The organism is Aeromonas bivalvium (assembly GCF_046078285.1).
Classification (GTDB): Bacteria; Pseudomonadota; Gammaproteobacteria; order Enterobacterales; family Aeromonadaceae; genus Aeromonas; species Aeromonas bivalvium.
Window position 1 is genome coordinate 998,616 of record NZ_JBGXBV010000001.1, and the last position, 17,421, is coordinate 1,016,036.

General features: G+C 65.3%; 18 protein-coding genes. 7 read left to right on the forward strand and 11 right to left on the reverse strand.

The window, feature by feature from the left end; all coding sequences use genetic code 11:
• Positions 1 to 57: 57 nt before the first annotated feature.
• From pcp to pxpB, 6 genes are all read right to left on the reverse strand, one after another.
• Positions 58 to 708 (reverse strand): pyroglutamyl-peptidase I, encoded by a 651-nt coding sequence (gene pcp / locus ACEUCR_RS04540; protein ID WP_392442979.1) that lies wholly within the window; start codon positions 706 to 708, stop codon positions 58 to 60.
• A gap of 92 nt (positions 709 to 800) precedes the next feature.
• Positions 801 to 1,790: a DUF979 domain-containing protein gene (locus tag ACEUCR_RS04545; RefSeq protein WP_216823805.1), complete on the reverse strand. Its 990-nt coding sequence runs from the start codon at positions 1,788 to 1,790 to the stop codon at positions 801 to 803.
• Positions 1,787 to 2,527, reverse strand: a complete 741-nt coding sequence (locus ACEUCR_RS04550) for a DUF969 domain-containing protein (protein ID WP_111873688.1) — start codon at positions 2,525 to 2,527, stop codon at positions 1,787 to 1,789. The genes ACEUCR_RS04545 and ACEUCR_RS04550 overlap by 4 nt, the downstream gene beginning before the upstream one ends.
• A gap of 49 nt (positions 2,528 to 2,576) precedes the next feature.
• Positions 2,577 to 3,320: a 5-oxoprolinase subunit PxpA gene (gene pxpA, locus ACEUCR_RS04555; RefSeq protein WP_408788339.1), complete on the reverse strand. Its 744-nt coding sequence runs from the start codon at positions 3,318 to 3,320 to the stop codon at positions 2,577 to 2,579.
• On the reverse strand, positions 3,304 to 4,236 hold the full coding sequence (locus ACEUCR_RS04560) for a 5-oxoprolinase subunit C family protein (RefSeq protein ID WP_408788341.1): 933 nt from the start codon (positions 4,234 to 4,236) through the stop codon (positions 3,304 to 3,306). Before ACEUCR_RS04560 ends, pxpA begins: the two co-directional genes overlap by 17 nt.
• Positions 4,230 to 4,901 carry a 5-oxoprolinase subunit PxpB gene (gene pxpB, locus ACEUCR_RS04565; protein ID WP_111873691.1) on the reverse strand — a complete coding sequence of 224 codons (672 nt, stop codon included), beginning with the start codon at positions 4,899 to 4,901 and terminating at the stop codon, positions 4,230 to 4,232. Before pxpB ends, ACEUCR_RS04560 begins: the two co-directional genes overlap by 7 nt.
• A 133-nt stretch (positions 4,902 to 5,034) precedes the next feature.
• Here pxpB and ACEUCR_RS04570 point away from each other — a divergent pair, with 133 nt between their 5' ends.
• Positions 5,035 to 5,550 carry a winged helix DNA-binding protein gene (locus tag ACEUCR_RS04570; RefSeq protein ID WP_408788344.1) on the forward strand — a complete coding sequence of 172 codons (516 nt, stop codon included), beginning with the start codon at positions 5,035 to 5,037 and terminating at the stop codon, positions 5,548 to 5,550.
• 66 nt (positions 5,551 to 5,616) lie between these two features.
• On the opposite strand, the gene rluB is transcribed toward ACEUCR_RS04570, so the two are convergent.
• The 5 genes from rluB to rnm all read right to left on the reverse strand — a co-directional run bounded on the left by rluB (position 5,617) and on the right by rnm (position 9,815).
• Complete coding sequence (gene rluB / locus ACEUCR_RS04575) at positions 5,617 to 6,540, reverse strand: 23S rRNA pseudouridine(2605) synthase RluB (protein ID WP_041998183.1); 924 nt, start codon at positions 6,538 to 6,540, stop codon at positions 5,617 to 5,619.
• Positions 6,541 to 6,655: 115 nt separating this feature from the next.
• A complete protein-coding gene (gene scpB, locus ACEUCR_RS04580; protein ID WP_408788347.1) occupies positions 6,656 to 7,228 on the reverse strand; it encodes an SMC-Scp complex subunit ScpB in 573 nt (190 codons plus the stop codon).
• 137 nt (positions 7,229 to 7,365) lie between these two features.
• Positions 7,366 to 8,187, reverse strand: a complete 822-nt coding sequence (locus ACEUCR_RS04585) for a segregation and condensation protein A (protein ID WP_408788350.1) — start codon at positions 8,185 to 8,187, stop codon at positions 7,366 to 7,368.
• A 31-nt stretch (positions 8,188 to 8,218) separates the two neighbouring features.
• Positions 8,219 to 8,839 (reverse strand): L-threonylcarbamoyladenylate synthase, encoded by a 621-nt coding sequence (locus ACEUCR_RS04590; protein ID WP_041998178.1) that lies wholly within the window; start codon positions 8,837 to 8,839, stop codon positions 8,219 to 8,221.
• 88 nt (positions 8,840 to 8,927) lie between these two features.
• Positions 8,928 to 9,815 (reverse strand): RNase RNM, encoded by an 888-nt coding sequence (rnm, locus tag ACEUCR_RS04595; protein ID WP_111873693.1) that lies wholly within the window; start codon positions 9,813 to 9,815, stop codon positions 8,928 to 8,930.
• A gap of 410 nt (positions 9,816 to 10,225) precedes the next feature.
• On the opposite strand from rnm, the gene ACEUCR_RS04600 reads away from it, so the two are divergent.
• From ACEUCR_RS04600 to trpA, 6 genes are all read left to right on the forward strand, one after another.
• The gene (locus tag ACEUCR_RS04600) at positions 10,226 to 11,851 is read left to right on the forward strand and encodes an anthranilate synthase component 1 (RefSeq protein ID WP_408788353.1); all 1,626 of its coding nucleotides are present in this window, start codon (positions 10,226 to 10,228) and stop codon (positions 11,849 to 11,851) included.
• Positions 11,848 to 12,465, forward strand: coding sequence for an aminodeoxychorismate/anthranilate synthase component II (locus tag ACEUCR_RS04605; protein WP_041998171.1), 618 nt, complete (start codon positions 11,848 to 11,850; stop codon positions 12,463 to 12,465). Before ACEUCR_RS04600 ends, ACEUCR_RS04605 begins: the two co-directional genes overlap by 4 nt.
• A gap of 14 nt (positions 12,466 to 12,479) precedes the next feature.
• On the forward strand, positions 12,480 to 13,493 hold the full coding sequence (trpD, locus tag ACEUCR_RS04610; protein ID WP_408788355.1) for an anthranilate phosphoribosyltransferase: 1,014 nt from the start codon (positions 12,480 to 12,482) through the stop codon (positions 13,491 to 13,493).
• Positions 13,494 to 13,540: 47 nt separating this feature from the next.
• The gene (trpCF, locus tag ACEUCR_RS04615) at positions 13,541 to 14,962 is read left to right on the forward strand and encodes a bifunctional indole-3-glycerol-phosphate synthase TrpC/phosphoribosylanthranilate isomerase TrpF (protein WP_408788358.1); all 1,422 of its coding nucleotides are present in this window, start codon (positions 13,541 to 13,543) and stop codon (positions 14,960 to 14,962) included.
• 188 nt (positions 14,963 to 15,150) lie between these two features.
• Positions 15,151 to 16,359 carry a tryptophan synthase subunit beta gene (gene trpB / locus ACEUCR_RS04620; protein WP_408772011.1) on the forward strand — a complete coding sequence of 403 codons (1,209 nt, stop codon included), beginning with the start codon at positions 15,151 to 15,153 and terminating at the stop codon, positions 16,357 to 16,359.
• A complete protein-coding gene (gene trpA / locus ACEUCR_RS04625; RefSeq protein ID WP_042000765.1) occupies positions 16,356 to 17,162 on the forward strand; it encodes a tryptophan synthase subunit alpha in 807 nt (268 codons plus the stop codon). Before trpB ends, trpA begins: the two co-directional genes overlap by 4 nt.
• Positions 17,163 to 17,421 lie beyond the last annotated feature (259 nt).

Here is a 17,421-nt window from a genome sequence, read left to right on the forward strand (position 1 = left end):
TATCAATGTCGCTGAGGCTAACAAGGAGGCCTGGCCGAGGCAACCATTGCCACGCCCTCAGTGGGTCGTTCCCCCGGAGATCCGCAGGTCCCGCTCGTGATGCAGCGCCGCATCGAGGCCGACCTCCAAGCCGCGCACTATCTGGCTCAGGCTCATCGAGGGCGTGCCCGCCGGATGGCGCGCCGCCTGCTCGGGCAGATAGGGAATGTGCAGGAAACCGCCCCGGCAGCCCGGCCTGCCCCGCCCTATCTCGTGCATCAGGCCGTAGAAGAGGTGGTTGCAGACATAGGTACCGGCGCTGTGGGAGACGGCGGCGGGCAGGCCCGCCTCACGCAGGGCCGCCACCATGGCCTTGATGGGCAGGGTGGTGAAATAGGCCGCAGGGCCATCCGCCACTATGGGGCTGTCGATGGGCTGTGCCCCGGCGTTGTCAGGGATGCGGGCGTCATCGAGATTGATGGCGATCCGCTCCAGGCTGAGCTCGCTGCGTCCCCCCGCCTGACCCACCGCCAGCACCAGCACCGGCTGGTGCTGCGCCAGCGCCGCCTCAAGCTCCGTCAGGGCCTGGCCGAAGGCGCAGCTCAGCCGCACCGCCCGGATCTGATGATCGCCACGGCGCTGGCCATCGAGTTGCCGCACGGCCTCCCAGGAGGGGTTGAGCGGCTCGCCGCCAAAGGGTTCGAAACCTGTCAGTAAAATGGTCTTCATGGCCATCTCCTTCTGTTTATCCCGACGCGCGGCCAGCGGGTACGGGGAGGGGCGAGGGCAGGCCCAGGCGGGCTACCCCCGTCATGACCACATCAGCGAAACGCCAGGAAGTACATCAGCAAGATGTTGCAGACCAGCATCATGAGCGCGGTGGGGATCTGCACCAGGATGACCTGATACTTGTTGTCCAGCTCCAGCAGGGCGGCGGGCACTATGTTGAAGTTCGCCCCCATGGGGGTCATCAGGGTGCCGCAATAGCCCGACAGCATGCCGATGGCCACCACGGCGGCGGGATTGCCATGGGCTCCCATGATAAGAAACGGGATGGCGATCCCCGCCGTCATCACCGGGAAGGCCGCAAACGCATTGCCCATGATCATGGTGAACAGCGCCATGCCCACGCAGTAGATCACCACCATCAGGAACAGGTTGTCGGGGGTGACGAACAAGTCCACCACCGCCTTCACCGACTCCCCGGTCTGGGCGACCACGAAGACCCCGCCCAGCATGGCGAGCATCTGCGGCAAGATGGCGGCCCAGCCGATGGCATCCACCAGACGTCTCGACTCGCGCACCGCCTGCAAGGGGGTGCCGCCGGTCAGCTTCCAGCCCAGCAGCAGGGCCGCCAGGGTGCCGATGGCCAGGGAGGTCAGGGTGACGTTCTTCTGATCCAGCACGAAGTAATCCCCCAGGCTGGCATGGCCCAGCAACAGGGTGCTGAGCACGGTCGCCACCGGGATCATGACCGCCGGCAGGAACAGGCGGTTGCCCAGTTTGGCCGCCGACCCTTGCCGCTCGGCGTCGCTGCGCTGGGCGTAACGTCCCATCGCCAGCTGACCGGTGCCGGCCAGCAGGGCCATCAGGATCACCAGGCCTCCCACGATCCGGTAGGCCATCTGGCTGCCCAGCTGGCTGACCAGCAGATCGCCGAACAGGAAGATGGCGCCAAAGCAGCACCAGAACAGGGCCGTCGTGAGGCGCTTGGGGTTATGGCGGTCAGAGAGCGTCATGCCCACCAGCAGCATGACGACGAGGCCGATGAGGTAATAGATGTCGTTGATGGTGATCAGACTGTTCATCATGCACGCTCCAGTACGGCTTGGTCGGCCGCTCCGGCCTGCTCCCTTGCCTGCCAGGCGGCAAGGTCACGGCCGATGCTGGCATCCAGCATGAGCAGACGCCCCATGTGGATCAGCAGGGCGCACAGAGCGGTCGGAATGCCCCACAGGCCGATGTAGAGCGGTTCGATATCGGTGATCCCGTTCTCCTGCAGGAAGGCACTCATCAGCAAGACGGCCCCGAAGGCGAGGAAGACGTCTTCGCCGAAGAACACCGCCACATTGTCACAGGCGGCCGCATGGGCCCGGATCTTGTCGCGGATTGGCTTGGGCAGATCCCCGTGGCGATGCACCGCGGCCCCCTCCGCCATGGGGGCGATCAGCGGACGCACCGTCTGGGCGTGGCCCCCCAGGCTCAGCAAGCCCAGCATGGCCGTGCCCTGGCGCAGCACGAAATAGAGCATCAGGATGCGCGCCGAGGTCGCCTTGCGGATGCTGGCGATCCAGCTCTGGGCCCGCTCCTTGAGCCCGTACTGCTCCAACAGGCCGATCACCGGCAGGATCAGGATAAAGGTGGCCAGCTGCCGGCTGTTGAGAAACTTCTCGCCGAAGGTCTCCAGCAGCGCGACCAGCGACATGCCGCTCGCCAGACCGGTCGCCAGCCCCGCCGTCGTCACCACCAGCAGCGGGTTGAACCTGAGCGCAAACCCCAGCACCACCACGGGGATCCCTATCAGGGGCAATAACAGACTTACATCCATATGAGCTTCTCCATTCCATGTGAAGGCCGCGCGGCCTGAATTCGCCCCTTCAATGAGGCCTTATCGATATCCCGTTTGCGATCAGGGCCTCCCGCAGGCGCCGGGCAAAGGCGACGGCATGGGCGCCATCCCCGTGCAGGCAGATGCTCTGGGGGAGCAGCGCCAGCCGTTGTCCGTCCAGAGTCTGCACCTCTCCCCGCGTCACCAGGCTCAGGGTCTGGCTCAGCGCCCTGGCCTCGTCGTCGATGACGGCGCCCGGCTGGCCCCGCGGTGCCAGGGAGCCGTCGGCCAGATAGGCGCGATCGGCGAAGACCTCCGCGATGGGGGTCAGACCATGGCGCCGGGCGGCGGCAATCAGCTCGCTGCCCGCCAGACCCATCAGCTTGAGGGAAGGATCCAGGCTGGCGACGGCACTGGCGATGCCATCGGCCAGGGCGCCATCCCGGGCGGCCTGGTTGTAGAGGGCGCCGTGGGGCTTGACGTGGGCCAGCCTGCCACCGGCCGCCTTGGCCAGGGCGGCCAGGGCCCCCACCTGATAGAGCACGTCGGCATAGACCCTGGCCGGCTCCCGCGCCATGGGCGCCCGCCCGAAGTGCTCCCGATCCGGGAAGCTGGGGTGGGCACCGATGGCAACCCCCTTGGCCAGCGCCAGTCGGACCGTCTCGACCATCAGGGACGCATCCCCGGCGTGCCAGCCACAGGCGATGTTGGCGGAACTGACAAGGTCCAGCAGCAGGGCATCCGAGTCGTAGCCCTCCCCCAGATCGGCGTTGAGATCAATGTGTCTTTCCATAAGCCATCCATTCGAAACGATAGAGGTGTTGCTGCCATTCGCGCCGCGCCGCCAGGGCCTGCTCCCGCGTCACGGGGGAGAAACGCAGCCGCGTCCCCGGCCGCAACTGGGCCAGCTTCCAGAGATCCGCGTCGATGACGCAGCCGATGCGCGGGTAGCCGCCCGTGGTCTGGCCATCGGCCAGCAGCACGATGGGCTGGCCGCCAGGGGGCACCTGGATGACGCCGGGCAGGACGCCGTGGGAGGCCAGCTCCCGGCCATGGCTGCGCACCAGCGTCGGCCCGTCGAGGCGAGCCCCCATCCGGTTGCTGGCGGGGTTGAGCCGCCACTCCCCCTGCCAGAGCGCCGCCACGGCGGCCGGTTCGAACTCGTCAAGCTCGGGGCCGGGCAAGACGCGCAGACAGGCGTCGGACTCGCGCAGCCGGGCGCCGAGGGGGCCGTCATGGGCCAGCGGTGCCCCCAGGGGCAGGCGATCACCGGCCAGCAGGGCTCGCCCCTGATGGCCCCCGAAGCCGGCCTGCAACTCGGTGGCGCGCGATCCCATCACAGGGGCCACGGCCAGGCCCCCATCCAGCGCGAGATAGGTGCGCATGCCATGGCGGGGGGCCGACAGGCGCAGGTGCTGACCCCGGCGCACCCGCCAGCGCCAGCCATGCCAGACAGGTTCACCGTCCAGGGTGGCGGCGCAGTCGGCACCGGTCAGCGCCAGCCAGCCATCGCGCAGCAGGCGAAACTCGGCCGCCCCCAGCACCAGCTCTATCCCCGCCGCCCCGGCGGGGTTGCCCACCAGGCGATTGGCCAGGATCAGCGCCTCCCTGTCGAGGGCGCCCCCCTGGGCGATACCCAGATGGCGCACACCGGCGCGGCCGAGATCCTGGACTGTGCTCTGGAGCCCGGGGCGGATGACCTCTAGCATGGGGAACCTCCCAGGGGGACGAAGCGCACCCGATCGCCGGGCAGCAGATAGGAGGGCTCGTCACGCCTTGGGTCGAACAGCGTCAGATCCGTGCGCCCGATGAGCTGCCAGCCGCCGGGGCTCGCCGCCGGGTAGATGCCGGTCTGGGCCCCACCGATGCCGACGCTGCCGGCGGGGACCTTCAGCCTGGGCTCCCTGCGCCGCGGCACGGCCAGCGCCGGCGCCAGCCCCCCCAGATAGGCGAAGCCGGGCTGGAAACCGAGGAAGTAGACCCGGTAATCGCCGCCGCTGTGACCCGCCACCAGCTCGGCCGGTGTCAGGCCGCAGTGGCGGGCGGCTTCCTCCAGATCGGGGCCCCATTCACCGCCGTAGTGCACCGGGATCTCCCGCTCCCGCGGCCGGTAGTCGAGCTCCTCCCCCTGGCGCCACAACTCGGTCAGCCACAACCCGAGAGAGGTGGGGTCCGTTACCTCGGGATCGAACACCAGGGTCAGGTTGTTCATCCCCGGCACTATCTCCTCCAACCGCTCGCCCCCGCCCTGCTCGCGCAGACGCTGTGCCAGCCACCAGACTCGCCGCTGGCCGATCAGATCGGCCCCCAGACCCGTCTCCAGCACCAGGGCCCGCTCTCCCAGCGGGTAGAGGCGACACTCACTCGATCCCATACAGCCCCCAAAGCAAAAACATTTGATTAACATACAGCAAAGATATCAACAAAACATCGATAATTTATCTACAATACGTCATCACAGGACACGCCGGCCGTCTCGCTGGCCTCTCATCAGGAAAGGAGTCTCCATGACCAAGTCCCCCTCCATCGTCTCATCGGCCCACCTCGTCTCGGCTCAGGCCCCCGCCCTCTCGGAGCTGGAGTTCGGCCTGACCGTGCTCAACAACTCCTTCCACCGCTGGGTCGTGCGCTGCATGGGGGCCGCCGGCGAGAAGGGGCTGACCGCGCTGGAGGTATTGCTCATCCACCACATCAACCACAGGGATCGTCCCAAGCGGCTCGCCGATATCTGTTTCGTGCTCAACATCGAGGATACCCATGTCGCCACCTATGCCCTGAAGAAGCTGGTGACCCTGGGGTATGCGGCGCGCACCAAGGTGGGCAAGGAGGTGCATTTCAGCACCACGCCGACCGGCGCCGCCCTGTGCCACCAATACAGCGAGATCCGCGAACAGTGTCTGATCCAGGTGATAGTGGAGAGCGGTCTGGCCGGAGCGAACGCCTCGGCCGCGGAAATCGCGCAGCAGCTGCGACTGTTTGCCAGCCTCTATGATCAGGCGTCTCGCGCCGCCGCCTCCCTGTAGTGGCGAAGGCCCAATAAAAAGAGCCTGCCCCTTGCGGGGCAGGCTCTTTGGCGATGACGACCGGAATTACTTGCTGCCGGTTCCGGAATTGCGGGTGGAGGAGGTCGGCTTGCGACGGGCGCTCGCACTGCGGGCGCGGGGCTCCTTGCCCTGCATCTCCTTGTGGCGCTTGACGGCGCGACGGATCTGGGCGGCCTGCTTGTGGCGGCTGCTCTTGCCATCCTGCTGCAGATCCACCTTGGATTCGGTCTCGTTGTTCAAGTTCACCAGGCCGCGCAGGTAGTTCACCTCGGGCAGTTTCAGCTCCATCCAGCCACCGCGGGGAATGGTGCGGTCCAGCTTGACGTCGCCGTAGCGGATGCGCATCAGACGGCTCACCTGCACTTCCTGGGATTCCCACAGGCGGCGCACCTCGCGGTTGCGTCCCTCGGTCAGGGTGACGTTGAACCATTGGTTCAGCCCCTCGCCGCCGGCGGGCTTGATCTTGTTGAACTTGGCCATGCCGTCTTCCAGCTGCACGCCCTTGCGCAGGCGCTGCAGCATGGCTTCGGTGATCTCGCCAAAGACCCGCACCGCGTATTCCCGCTCCACCTGATGGCTCGGGTGCATCAGGCGGTTGGCCAGCTCGCCGTCCGTGGTGAACAGCAGCAGGCCGGAGGTGTTGACGTCCAGGCGCCCCACCGCTATCCAGCGGGCCCCTTCCATCTTGGGCAGGCGATCAAACACGGTGGGACGGCCTTCGGGATCATGACGGGTACACATCTCCCCTTCCGGCTTGTGATAGGCCAGTACGCGGCAGATCTGCTCTTCTGCGGCACGGGTCTTGACCTGGTGGCCATCCACCCGGATCACGGCGTTCACTTCGACGCGATCCCCCAGTGTGGCGACCTTGCCATCCACACTGACCCGACCTGCGGTGATCAGGGCCTCCATCTCACGACGGGAGCCGTGACCCGCGCGGGCCAACACTTTTTGCAGTTTTTCACTCATCGGGGTTACCTGATTGTTGATCCCTGCCCGGCACCCCGGGCAAGGGTAACGACGGCGGGGAGCCCGATTCGGGCCCCGCCATCATGATTGAGGTGCCATCCCGTCACGGGGGCACTCATGGATTGTCCTGACCCTCGCCCGCCATGGCCGGCAAGGGGGATTGCAGTAACGTGTCCAGCTCGGGGAGCTGCTCCAGGCTCTGCAAGTTAAAGTAATCGAGAAATTCACGGGTGGTGGCGAGCAGCTCGGGGCGACCCACCACCTCCTTGTGGCCTATGCTGCGCACCCAGCCACGTTCTTTCAGGGTATTCACTATCTGGCTCGAGACCGCCACCCCGCGGATCGCTTCGATCTCGGCCCGGGTGATGGGTTGACGGTAGGCAATCAGCGTCAGGGTCTCCAGCACGGCCCGCGAATAGCGGGGCGCCCGCTCGCTCCACAGGCGAGAGAGTTCTTCGGCATACTCCTGGCGGGCCTGGAAGCGCCAGCCGGAGGCAACCTCCTTGAGCTCCACTCCCCGCTCGCTGTAATCCTGCCGGATCTCCGCCAGCAGCAGCTGGACGTAGCGGCTGGTGACGGGATAATCCGCCAGCACGCTCCCCTTGAGCTCGCTCACCGTCAGCGGGCGCCCGGCGACAAACAGCGCCGCCTCGAGCAGGGTCTTGAGCCGCTCAGCGGGCAGGGCCATGGCTCACCTCCTGCGCGCCCGCAACCAGGATCCGGCCGGGCCGGCACCCTGGCTCAAAATCGCGGGGCGCAGCATACCACAAGTTCGCTGGCGAATTAATGAACTCACGCCCTTTGCACGCGCAAGGGGCACTGGTGTCACTGGACATGGGGGGGCGTCTCCTCTGTCTGGCTGGCCAGGGCGAAGTGGATGGGTCCCAGGGGCTCGGCCTGCAGGATCCAGATCAGCTGCTCCTTGCACAGCTCGAGCAGGGCCAGGAAGGTGACCAGCACCCCCATGCGCCCTTCCTCGGCCCGCAGCACCTGCTCAAGGCGCAGGGTCTGCCCCAGGGAGAGCAGGGCGAGGATCTCCGCCATCCGCACCCGGGTCGGGATCTGCTCGCGGCGGATCTGGTGATGTTCAAAATGCGTCGCGCGTTTTACCACACTTTGCATATAGAGGGCGAGCTCCACCAGGGAAACATCGGGGGAGAGCGGCTTGAGGGCACCGAAATCCGGCGGCAAGGCGCTGGCGACGAAGATCTCCCGCTCCAGCCTGGGCAGCGCGTCCATCTGCTCGGCGCCGACCTTGTAGCGCTCGTACTCCTGCAGGCGGCGAATGAGGGTGACGCGTGGGTCTTCCCCCTCCTCTTCCTCCGCCAGCTCGGGGGACTTGGGCAGCAGCATCCGGGATTTTATCTCGGCGAGCCAGGCCGCCATCAGCAGGTATTCGGCCGCCAGCTCCAGGTTGAGCTCCTGCATCAGCTCCACATAGCCCATGTACTGGGTGGTGATCTGCAAGATAGGCAGGTTGAGGATGTCGAGTTGCTGGCGCCGGATGAGATAGAGCAACAGATCCAGCGGCCCCTCGAAGGTCTCGAGGAACACCTCGAGTGCATCGGGGGGGATGAAGAGATCCTGGGGCAGCTCATGATAGGGCTGCCCCAGCACGGTGGCGATGGGCGCGGCCATCACCGTCATCGTCTCCATCTCGCGAGATGGCGTGCCGACCTCACTCAAACGGCGTGGGGTCCCCGGCGCCGCGGCGACGCACCACGGGCTCGTCATCGGAGAAATCCACCACAGTGGTCGGCTGCTCGCCCAGATAACCGCCGTTGAGCACCAGATCCAGCTGTTTGCCCAGCTTGTCGGCGATCTCTTCGGGGTCGAACTCCGCCATCTCGGAACCCGGCAGGATCAGGGTGGTGGAGAGCAGGGGCTCCCCCAGGGTTTCGAGCAGGGCCAGAGCAATCTTGTTGTCCGGCACTCGGATGCCTATGGTCTTCTTCTTCTCGTTCATCAGGCGACGGGGCACCTCCTTGGTCGCCTTGAAGATGAAGGTATAGGCCCCTGGGGTATTGCTCTTGAGCAGGCGAAACGCCGTGTTGTCGACCTTGGCATAGGTGGAGATCTCGGAGAGATCCCGGCACACCAGGGTGAAGTCATGATTCGGGTCGATGCGGCGGATGCGGCAGATGCGCTCCAGGGCGCCCTTGTCGCCCATCTGGCAGCCCAGGGCATAGCCGGAATCGGTGGGATAGACGATGACGCCACCGTTTTGAATGATCTGCACCGCCTGATTGATGAGACGGGCCTGGGGATTGTCTGGGTGTACGTAGAAATGCTGACTCATATATTCCTCCCGGAATAGGGCAGGCTCATCCTGCCATCAAAACAATAGCCACTTTACTACAGGCACGGGGACCTGTGCGGACGCCGCATCAGCCTGCACGGCTGGCAAGCAGGGTCTGATGTTCCTCGCGGCTGAGGCCAAAATGGTCGGGATGGGCCAGCCAGAGCGGCATCCCCTCCTTGGGCAGCCAGAGATGGCGGCCCAGCTCGGTCCAGCTGGACGGGAAGTGAAAATCCGATCCCACCGAGATGCAGAGGTCGTGCTCCCTGGCCCACTGACCCAGGTTGGCCCGCTCCTGGGGGCTCTGCTGGGGCAACGAGACCTCCATGGCGTCACCACCGGCCGCCTTGAAGGCCACCAGCAGCCGCTTGATCCACTTTGCCGTGAGGTCATAGCGGCTGGGATGGGCCAGCACCGCCAGCCCGCCGGCGGCGTGAATGGCGCTGATGGCCTCCCCCATCTCTGGCCACTCGGCCGGAGCATACCCCTTGTTGCCACGGCTCAGGTACTTTTTGAATACCTTCTGCATGGTGTCGGCCACCCCGCGCGCCATCAGCACCCGGGCAAAATGGGCCCGGGTCACGGCGGCATCGCCGGCCAGGGCCTTGGCCTCTTCATAGGTGCCCGGGATCTGGCACTTCTCCAGACGGCGGCCAATTTCCAGGGCGCGGGCCTCCCGGCGGGCCCGCTGACCGGCCAAAAAGGCCACCAGCTGCGGATTTTTTTCATCCACCCCCAGGGCCACTATGTGGATCTCGTGGTGCTCCCAGCCGGTGGAGATCTCGACCCCGCTCACCAGGCGCAGCGGCAACTGCTCGGCGCGGATGGTGGCTCTCACCTCGTCAAGCCCGTCGAGGGTGTCGTGGTCAGTGACCGCCAACACCTCCACCCCTTTCTCGGCGGCGCGGCGCACCAGCTCCCCGGGTGTCAGCACACCGTCCGAGGCGGTGGTATGGCAGTGCAGATCGAATCGCATCGGTATCTCGCTCGCATGGTTCAGGGCGAATTGGCAAAAAGCGACTTGACTTGGCAGCCGCTTTATCGTTTTCTGTAGGCACTTCATTGCAAACAGCTTTTTACAGGACTCAATCATGCAAACGACTTCCATCCTGACCATCTGGTGGTGGCACACTCCCTGACATGCGGGCGTGTGGTCGTTGCTGTACCTGTAATCTGACAGCAAATTAAGAACCCAAAGAAAAAGCCCGCTGACCCCAGCGGGCTTTTTTATTATCCGGCAAATGGACCCGTGATGAAACCGAGAATTCAGATAAGGGCGCAGACATGGCGATGGCAACCCCATCGACCCGGCCAACACCCATTCATATTCAAGAGATACAACATCATGAACATCGGTAATTTCCATCACATGCAAGGGACAGCATCATGACAGGCAGCACCACCCCCTTATCCCTTGGCGAATTTGATGCGATCGCGCTCAACGCCCCCTATGTGGCCGATCCTCTGGCCCTGTTCACCCGGCTTTGCCAGGATCGCGCCAACACCCTGTTGCTCGAGTCCGTGGAGATCGACTCCAAGGCGGGCACCCAGAGCCTGCTGCTGGTGGATGCCTGCCTGCGCATCGAGTGCCGCGGTCGCACCGTGCGGGTGCGCCCCCTCACCGACAATGGTCTGGCCCTGCTGGCCCTGCTGCGGGCTCGCCTGCCTGCCGCCATCGAGCGCCACGACGAGCAAGCCGAGCTGGTACTGACGGTGCCCGCCTCGGACAGGGCGCTCGATGAAGACAGCCGCCTCAAGGGCTGTGGCGTGCTGGACGTGCTGCGCACCCTGCAGCGGGAGCTGCAATGCCAGGCGGGCAAGGCAGCCCTGTTCATGGCCGGCACCTTCGCCTATGACCTGATCGCCTCGTTCGAAGACTTGCCCGAGGTGCCGGATGGGAGCAACGACTGTCCCGACTACTGCTTCTACGTGGCCGAGACCCTGATCACCATAGATCACATCAAGCAGAGCACTCAGCTCAGCGCCTGCCTGTTCGGTGGCGAAGGAGACCTGGACGAGCGCTGTGCCCGGCTGACCGACCGCTTGGCGGCTCTCAAGCTGGCCTGCCAGCAGGACCTCGCCGTCACGCTGCCCGCCCCTGTGCTGACGACAGGCATGAGCGTGGACAAGGGAGACAAGCAATTCTGCGCCGAGGTGGAAAAACTCAAGGGCTTCATCCGCCGGGGCGACATCTTCCAGGTGGTGCCGTCCCGCAGCTTCTCCCTGCCCTGCCCGAGCCCGCTCGCCGCCTATCGCCGCCTCAAGCAGACCAACCCCAGCCCCTACATGTTCTATGTGCAGGACGAGGGCTTCACCCTGTTTGGCGCCTCCCCCGAGAGCGCGGTCAAGTTCTGTGCCAGGAGCCGGGAGGTGGAGATGTACCCCATCGCCGGCACCCGCCGCCGTGGCCTCAACCCGGACGGCAGCATCAACCTGGATCTCGATGGCCGCATCGAGCTGGAACTGCGCCAGGACGAGAAGGAGGTGGCCGAGCATCTGATGCTGGTGGATCTGGGTCGCAACGACATCGCCCGCATCTCCGAACCCGGCACCCGCTATGTCAAAGATCTGCTGAAAGTGGATCGCTACAGCCATGTGATGCACCTGGTCTCCCGGGTGGTGGGTACCCTGCGCTCGGATCTGGATGCCCTGCACGCCTACCAGGCCTGCATGAACATGGGCACCCTGACCGGCGCCCCCAAGCTGCGGGCCAGCGAGCTCATTCGCGAGGTGGAAGGGCGCAGACGGGGCAGCTATGGCGGCGCCGTGGGCTATCTGAACGGCGCAGGGGAGATGGATACCTGCATCGTCATCCGCTCCGCCTTCGTGAAGAACGGCATCGCCCATGTCCAGGCCGGTGCCGGCGTGGTCTATGACTCCAAACCCCAGGCCGAGGCGGACGAGACCCGTGCCAAGGCGGCCGCCGTGCTGGCCGCCATCGCCGCCAGCCATGGCACCTCTTTGCAGGCCCTCAGCGCCCAGCAGGAGCAACATAAGGACGTGCGCCCATGAGTACCGCATCAACAGCCACTAACATCTTCCTGCTCGACAACTTCGATTCATTTACCTACAACCTCGTCGACCAGTTCCGCTCCCTCGGCTACCCGGTGCGCATCTATCGCAACAGCCTGCCGGCGAGCCGCATCATGGCGCAAATCGAGTCCTGCGGCGGCGATGCCGTGCTGGTGCTCTCCCCCGGGCCCGGCGCCCCGGTCGATGCGGGCTGCCTCATCGATCTCATCAAGCTGGCCCGGGGCCGGGTGCCCATCCTCGGCATCTGCCTCGGTCATCAGGCCCTGTGTGAAGCCTATGGCGGCACCGTCGGGGCGGCGGGGGAAATCGTCCACGGCAAACGCTCTCTCATCGAGCACAACGGCCACGGCGCCTTCGCCGGCCTGCCGAGCCCGCTGCCGGTGGCTCGCTACCACTCCCTGGTGGCCACCTATGTGCCACAAGAGCTGACTGTGATTGCCCACTATCAGGGCATGCCCATGGCCGTCGAGCAGGGGGACGATCGCGTGCTGGGATTCCAGTTCCATCCGGAATCCATCATGACCAGCGAAGGGGCCCGCCTGCTGACCCAGGCCCTCGCCCACATCACCCGTCCCGAAAGCCACGTGCGTTAAGGTAAGGAGACCCCATGCATCATCATCTCAACACCCTCTATCAGGGACAGTCTCTCACCCGCGACGCCGCCCGCGATGCCTTCGGCCAGGTGGTGCGCGGCGAAGTGGACCCCATAGTGCTGTCCAGCCTGCTCACCGCCCTCAAGCTCAAGGGCGAGACCCCGGAGGAGATAGCCGGCGCCGCCGAGGCCCTCCTGGCCGAAGCGCGCGACTTCCCGCGCCCGGACTATGCCTTCTGCGACATCGTCGGCACAGGGGGCGATGGCCTCAACACCATCAATGTCTCCACCACCTCGGCCCTGGTGGCCGCCGCCTGCGGCCTGAAAGTGGCCAAGCACGGCAACCGCTCGGTATCGAGCAAGTCGGGTTCCAGCGATCTGCTGGACAAGATGGGGATCAGGCTCGACATGAGCCCGGCCCAGGCCCGCCGCTGTCTGGACGAGCTCGGCATCTGCTTCCTGTTCGCCCCCCAGTACCACGCCGGGGTGCGCCACGCCATGCCGGTGCGCCAGGCCTTGAAAACCAGGACGCTATTTAACGTCTTGGGGCCACTCATCAACCCCGCTCGTCCCAGCTATCAGCTGATGGGAGTCTATGCCCCCGAGCTGGTGCGCCCCATCGCAGAAACCCTGCTGGCGCTGGGTCTGAAAACCGGTATGGTGGTACACGGCGCGGGCCTGGACGAGATCGCCATTCACGGACCGACCCAGGTGGCCGAGATCCGCGACGGCGAAATTCGCGAGTACTTGCTCACCCCGGCGGACTTTGGTCTGCCGACCTACCCGGTCAGTGCCATCCAGGGCGGTGAGCCGGAAGAGAACCGCGCCATCACCGCCGCCATCCTGGCCGGAGAAGGCACCCCGGCCCACAACGCCGCCATCGCCGCCAACGTGGCGCCGCTGCTGGTGATGGCGGGCAAGGCCCCGGACTTCAAGCAGGCGGCCGCCCAGGTGCTGACGGTGCTCGCCAGCGGCGAGACAGCTCGCCTCGCCCGGGATCTCGCCGCCCTGAGCCATCAGGAGGCATGATGTCAGCCACCACCCAAGACAGTACCCAGCTTCGCAAGGATAACGAGATGTCAGAGCTCATTGCCCCTCACCCCTTTCTGAACATGGCCTCCCTCAGCCAGACCATTCTCGGCAAGATCGTGGCCGCCAAGCAGGCGTGGGTGGCGGCCCGCAAGCTGGCCCAGCCCCTGGAAAGCTTCCAGGGCGCGCTCACTCCAAGCGATCGGGATTTCGAGGGGGAGCTGCGGGCAGGCTCCACCCGCTTCATTCTCGAATGCAAGAAGGCCTCTCCCTCCAAGGGCTTGATCCGGGACGACTTCAGCCCGGAGGCCATCGCCGACGTCTATGGCCACTACGCCACCGCCATCTCTGTGCTGACCGACGAGCCGTTCTTTCAGGGGGATTTCGCCTTTTTGCCGCGGGTGCGCAGCCGGGTCCGGCAACCGGTGCTGTGCAAGGATTTCATGATTGACCCCTATCAGGTCTATCTGGCCCGCCACTATCAGGCGGACGCCATCCTGCTGATGCTCTCCGTGCTCACCGACGAGGGCTATCGCGCCCTGTTCAAGGTGGCCAAAGAGCTGGGTCTAGGGGTGCTCACCGAGGTGAGCAACGAAGAGGAGCGGGATCGCGCCATTGCGCTCGGCGCCCCCGTGATTGGCATCAACAACCGGGATCTGCGGGATTTGAGCGTCGATCTCGCTCGCACCCAGCAGCTGGCGGCCGACATTCCCGCCGATCGGGTGGTGATCAGCGAGTCCGGCATCAAGCACCGTGCCCAGGTCGCCGAACTGCGCCAGCATGCCAAGGGCTTCCTGGTGGGCTCCTCCCTCATGGGTGAGCCGGATCTGGAGGCCGCAGTGCGCAAGCTTGTGCTGGGCCAGAACAAGGTATGCGGCCTGACCCGGGCCGAGGATGCCGCCGCCGCGCACCGCGCCGGCGCCGTGTTCGGCGGCCTCATCTTCGTGGCGAAGAGCCCGCGCTACGTGGATATCCCGAGTGCCCGCGCCCTGATGGCGGGGGCGCCGCTCTCCTATGTTGGGGTGTTTCGCAACGCTCAGCCCCAAACCATCGCCAAGACGGTGGCGGCGCTCGGCCTTGCCGCCGTGCAGCTGCACGGGGAGGAGGACGCCGCCTATATCGAGACCCTGCGCCCCCTGCTGCCAGCGGGCTGCCACGTCTGGAAGGCGGTCGGCATGACGCTCGGCGAGCCCCTGCCCTCTCTCGACTACCCGGCGGATCGCCTGCTGCTCGATACGAAAGTGGGCAGCCAGAGCGGCGGCACCGGCCAGGCGTTCGACTGGGCCCTGCTGGCCGGGCTCGACAAGTCCCGCCTGATGCTGGCCGGGGGCCTCAACCCCGACAACGCCTTGCAGGCCGCCCGGGTCGGTTGCCTCGGCCTTGATTTCAATTCAGGGGTGGAAAGCGCCCCGGGCCAGAAGGATGCCCACAAGCTGGCGGCCGCCTTTGGCGCCTTGCGCCAACTGTGAGAGTGCCAGTGACTCATTCAACAAATTAATGAACTGCGTTTGCACATCAGCACAAGGAATAATGTATGACCCTGCTCAACCCGTTTATTGGTGAATTTCGTCGATGACATGTATGTGCCCCAGCCATACGCCTCAGCCCGCCAAGGCTCATACCTGAACTCAATTGCAGAATGTAAAGGAAGATAACCATGACCCTGCTCAACCCGTTTTTTGGTGAATTTGGCGGCATGTATGTGCCCCAGATCCTGATGCCCGCCCTGCTCCAGCTGGAGAAGGCCTTCGTCGATGCCAGGGAGGATGCCGCCTTCGTAGCCGAGTTCCAGACCCTGCTGACCGAGTATGCGGGCCGCCCCACCCCGCTCACCCTGACCCGCAATCTGACCAAGGGCACCAGGACCCGCCTCTATCTCAAGCGTGAAGACCTGCTGCACGGCGGCGCCCACAAGACCAACCAGGTGCTGGGCCAGGCCCTGCTCGCCAAGCGCATGGGCAAGCACGAGATCATCGCCGAGACCGGCGCCGGTCAGCACGGCGTGGCCACGGCGCTGGCCTGCGCCCTGCTCGGCCTCAAGTGCCGGGTCTACATGGGCGCCAAGGATTGCGAGCGCCAGAAGCCCAACGTGTTTCGCATGAAGCTGATGGGCGCCGAGGTGATACCGGTGCATTCCGGCTCCAGCACTCTGAAAGATGCCTGCAACGAGGCGCTGCGCGACTGGGCCGCCAACTACGAGACCGCCCACTACCTGCTCGGCACCGCCGCCGGCCCCCACCCCTTCCCCACTATCGTGCGGGAGTTCCAGAAGATGATCGGGGAAGAGGCCAAGGTGCAGTGCTTCGAGAAGGAAGAGCGCCTGCCGGATGCGGTGATCGCCTGCGTCGGCGGCGGCTCGAACGCCATCGGCATGTTTGCCGACTTCATCCCGGATGAGGGGGTGCGCCTCATCGGCGTCGAGCCCGGTGGCCACGGCATCGAGAGTGGCGAGCACGGTGCGCCGCTCGGTCACGGCAGCAAGGGGGTCTTCTTTGGCATGCACTCCTACCTGATGCAGGACAAGCAGGGGCAAATTCAGGAGTCCTACTCCGTCTCGGCGGGTCTGGACTTCCCCTCCGTCGGCCCCCAGCACGCCCACCTGGCCGCCATTGGCCGCGCCGAGTATGTCTCCATCACCGACAAGGAGGCCCTGGACGCGTTCCAGGAGCTGGCCAGAAGCGAGGGCATCATACCAGCGCTGGAATCCTCCCACGCCCTGGCTCACGCCCTCAAGATGGCCCGCAGCGAGCCGGAAAAGGAGCAGGTGCTGATCGTCAACCTCTCCGGCCGTGGCGACAAGGACATCTTCACCGTTGCCGATATTTTGGAAACAGAGAGCTTCGAAAAAGAAGGAACCCGCAAATGAATCGCTACGCACAACTGTTTTCCCGTCTGGAACACGCCAAGCAGGGCGCCTTCGTCCCCTTCGTGATGCTGGGTGACCCCACTCCCGAGTTGTCGCTCGCCATCGTCGATGCCCTGGTCGAGGGGGGCGCCGATGCCCTGGAGCTCGGCATTCCCTTCTCCGATCCGGTCGCCGACGGTCCCACCATCCAGGGGGCCGCGCTGCGGGCCTTTGCCAGCGGCACCACCCCGGATGGCTGCTTCCAGCTGCTGACCCGCATTCGGGCCAAGTATCCCCAGATGCCCATTGGCCTGCTGGTCTACGCCAACCTGGTCTATGTGCGCCACATCGACGGCTTTTATGAAAAATGCCAGCAAGCCGGGGTGGACTCGGTGCTGGTGGCGGACGTGCCGGTGCAGATGTGTGCCCCCTACAAGGCGGCCGCCGACAAGTTCGGCATCGACAGCATCTTCATCGCCCCGCCCAACGGTGACGCCGAGACCCTCAAAGCCGTGGCCGAGCTGGGCTCTGGCTATACCTACCTGGTGAGCCGCGCAGGGGTGACCGGCGCCGAGACCAAGGCGGGCATGCCGGTGGAGGGATTGATCAATACCCTCAACGAATTCAAGGCCCCCCCTGCCCTGCTCGGCTTTGGCATCAGCGATCCCCAGCAGGTGAAGGAGGCCATCAAGGCGGGCGCCGCCGGCGCCATCTCCGGCTCCGCCGTGGTCAAGATCATCGAGACCCATCAGCAGGATCCCGACCGCATGCTCATTCGCCTGAAGGAGTTTGTGCAAGGGATGAAGGCGGCGACCAATAAGTAGGGGCAGGTATAGGGTCACATGCCGTTGACCCTGACCAGCCAGCCAGCCAGCCAGCCAGCCAGCCAGCCAGCCAGCCAGCCAGCATAAAGGGAGCCCACTTGGGCTCCCTTTTCTATTTATCTCTTTTGCTTCCTATATCTTTATCCCCTCTCCCTTCGGGAGAGGGCCAGGGTGAGGGGAGTTTTCGCACTCTCTATCAGCCCTGAGCCCACTAAAAGCAGCGGTTGCTCACTAATTGGTTGAACCCGCTCAGGTTTTT

What these genes read in the sequence shown, in the direction of transcription:
- pcp (WP_392442979.1), bottom strand. Translation starts at nt 708, where the DNA reads ATGAAGACCATTTTACTGACAGGTTTCGAACCCTTTGGCGGCGAGCCG.
- ACEUCR_RS04545 (WP_216823805.1), bottom strand. Translation starts at nt 1,790, where the DNA reads ATGATGAACAGTCTGATCACCATCAACGACATCTATTACCTCATCGGC.
- ACEUCR_RS04550 (WP_111873688.1), bottom strand. Translation starts at nt 2,527, where the DNA reads ATGGATGTAAGTCTGTTATTGCCCCTGATAGGGATCCCCGTGGTGGTG.
- pxpA (WP_408788339.1), bottom strand. Translation starts at nt 3,320, where the DNA reads ATGGAAAGACACATTGATCTCAACGCCGATCTGGGGGAGGGCTACGAC.
- ACEUCR_RS04560 (WP_408788341.1), bottom strand. Translation starts at nt 4,236, where the DNA reads ATGCTAGAGGTCATCCGCCCCGGGCTCCAGAGCACAGTCCAGGATCTC.
- pxpB (WP_111873691.1), bottom strand. Translation starts at nt 4,901, where the DNA reads ATGGGATCGAGTGAGTGTCGCCTCTACCCGCTGGGAGAGCGGGCCCTG.
- ACEUCR_RS04570 (WP_408788344.1), top strand. Translation starts at nt 5,035, where the DNA reads ATGACCAAGTCCCCCTCCATCGTCTCATCGGCCCACCTCGTCTCGGCT.
- rluB (WP_041998183.1), bottom strand. Translation starts at nt 6,540, where the DNA reads ATGAGTGAAAAACTGCAAAAAGTGTTGGCCCGCGCGGGTCACGGCTCC.
- scpB (WP_408788347.1), bottom strand. Translation starts at nt 7,228, where the DNA reads ATGGCCCTGCCCGCTGAGCGGCTCAAGACCCTGCTCGAGGCGGCGCTG.
- ACEUCR_RS04585 (WP_408788350.1), bottom strand. Translation starts at nt 8,187, where the DNA reads ATGACGGTGATGGCCGCGCCCATCGCCACCGTGCTGGGGCAGCCCTAT.
- ACEUCR_RS04590 (WP_041998178.1), bottom strand. Translation starts at nt 8,839, where the DNA reads ATGAGTCAGCATTTCTACGTACACCCAGACAATCCCCAGGCCCGTCTC.
- rnm (WP_111873693.1), bottom strand. Translation starts at nt 9,815, where the DNA reads ATGCGATTCGATCTGCACTGCCATACCACCGCCTCGGACGGTGTGCTG.
- ACEUCR_RS04600 (WP_408788353.1), top strand. Translation starts at nt 10,226, where the DNA reads ATGACAGGCAGCACCACCCCCTTATCCCTTGGCGAATTTGATGCGATC.
- ACEUCR_RS04605 (WP_041998171.1), top strand. Translation starts at nt 11,848, where the DNA reads ATGAGTACCGCATCAACAGCCACTAACATCTTCCTGCTCGACAACTTC.
- trpD (WP_408788355.1), top strand. Translation starts at nt 12,480, where the DNA reads ATGCATCATCATCTCAACACCCTCTATCAGGGACAGTCTCTCACCCGC.
- trpCF (WP_408788358.1), top strand. Translation starts at nt 13,541, where the DNA reads ATGTCAGAGCTCATTGCCCCTCACCCCTTTCTGAACATGGCCTCCCTC.
- trpB (WP_408772011.1), top strand. Translation starts at nt 15,151, where the DNA reads ATGACCCTGCTCAACCCGTTTTTTGGTGAATTTGGCGGCATGTATGTG.
- trpA (WP_042000765.1), top strand. Translation starts at nt 16,356, where the DNA reads ATGAATCGCTACGCACAACTGTTTTCCCGTCTGGAACACGCCAAGCAG.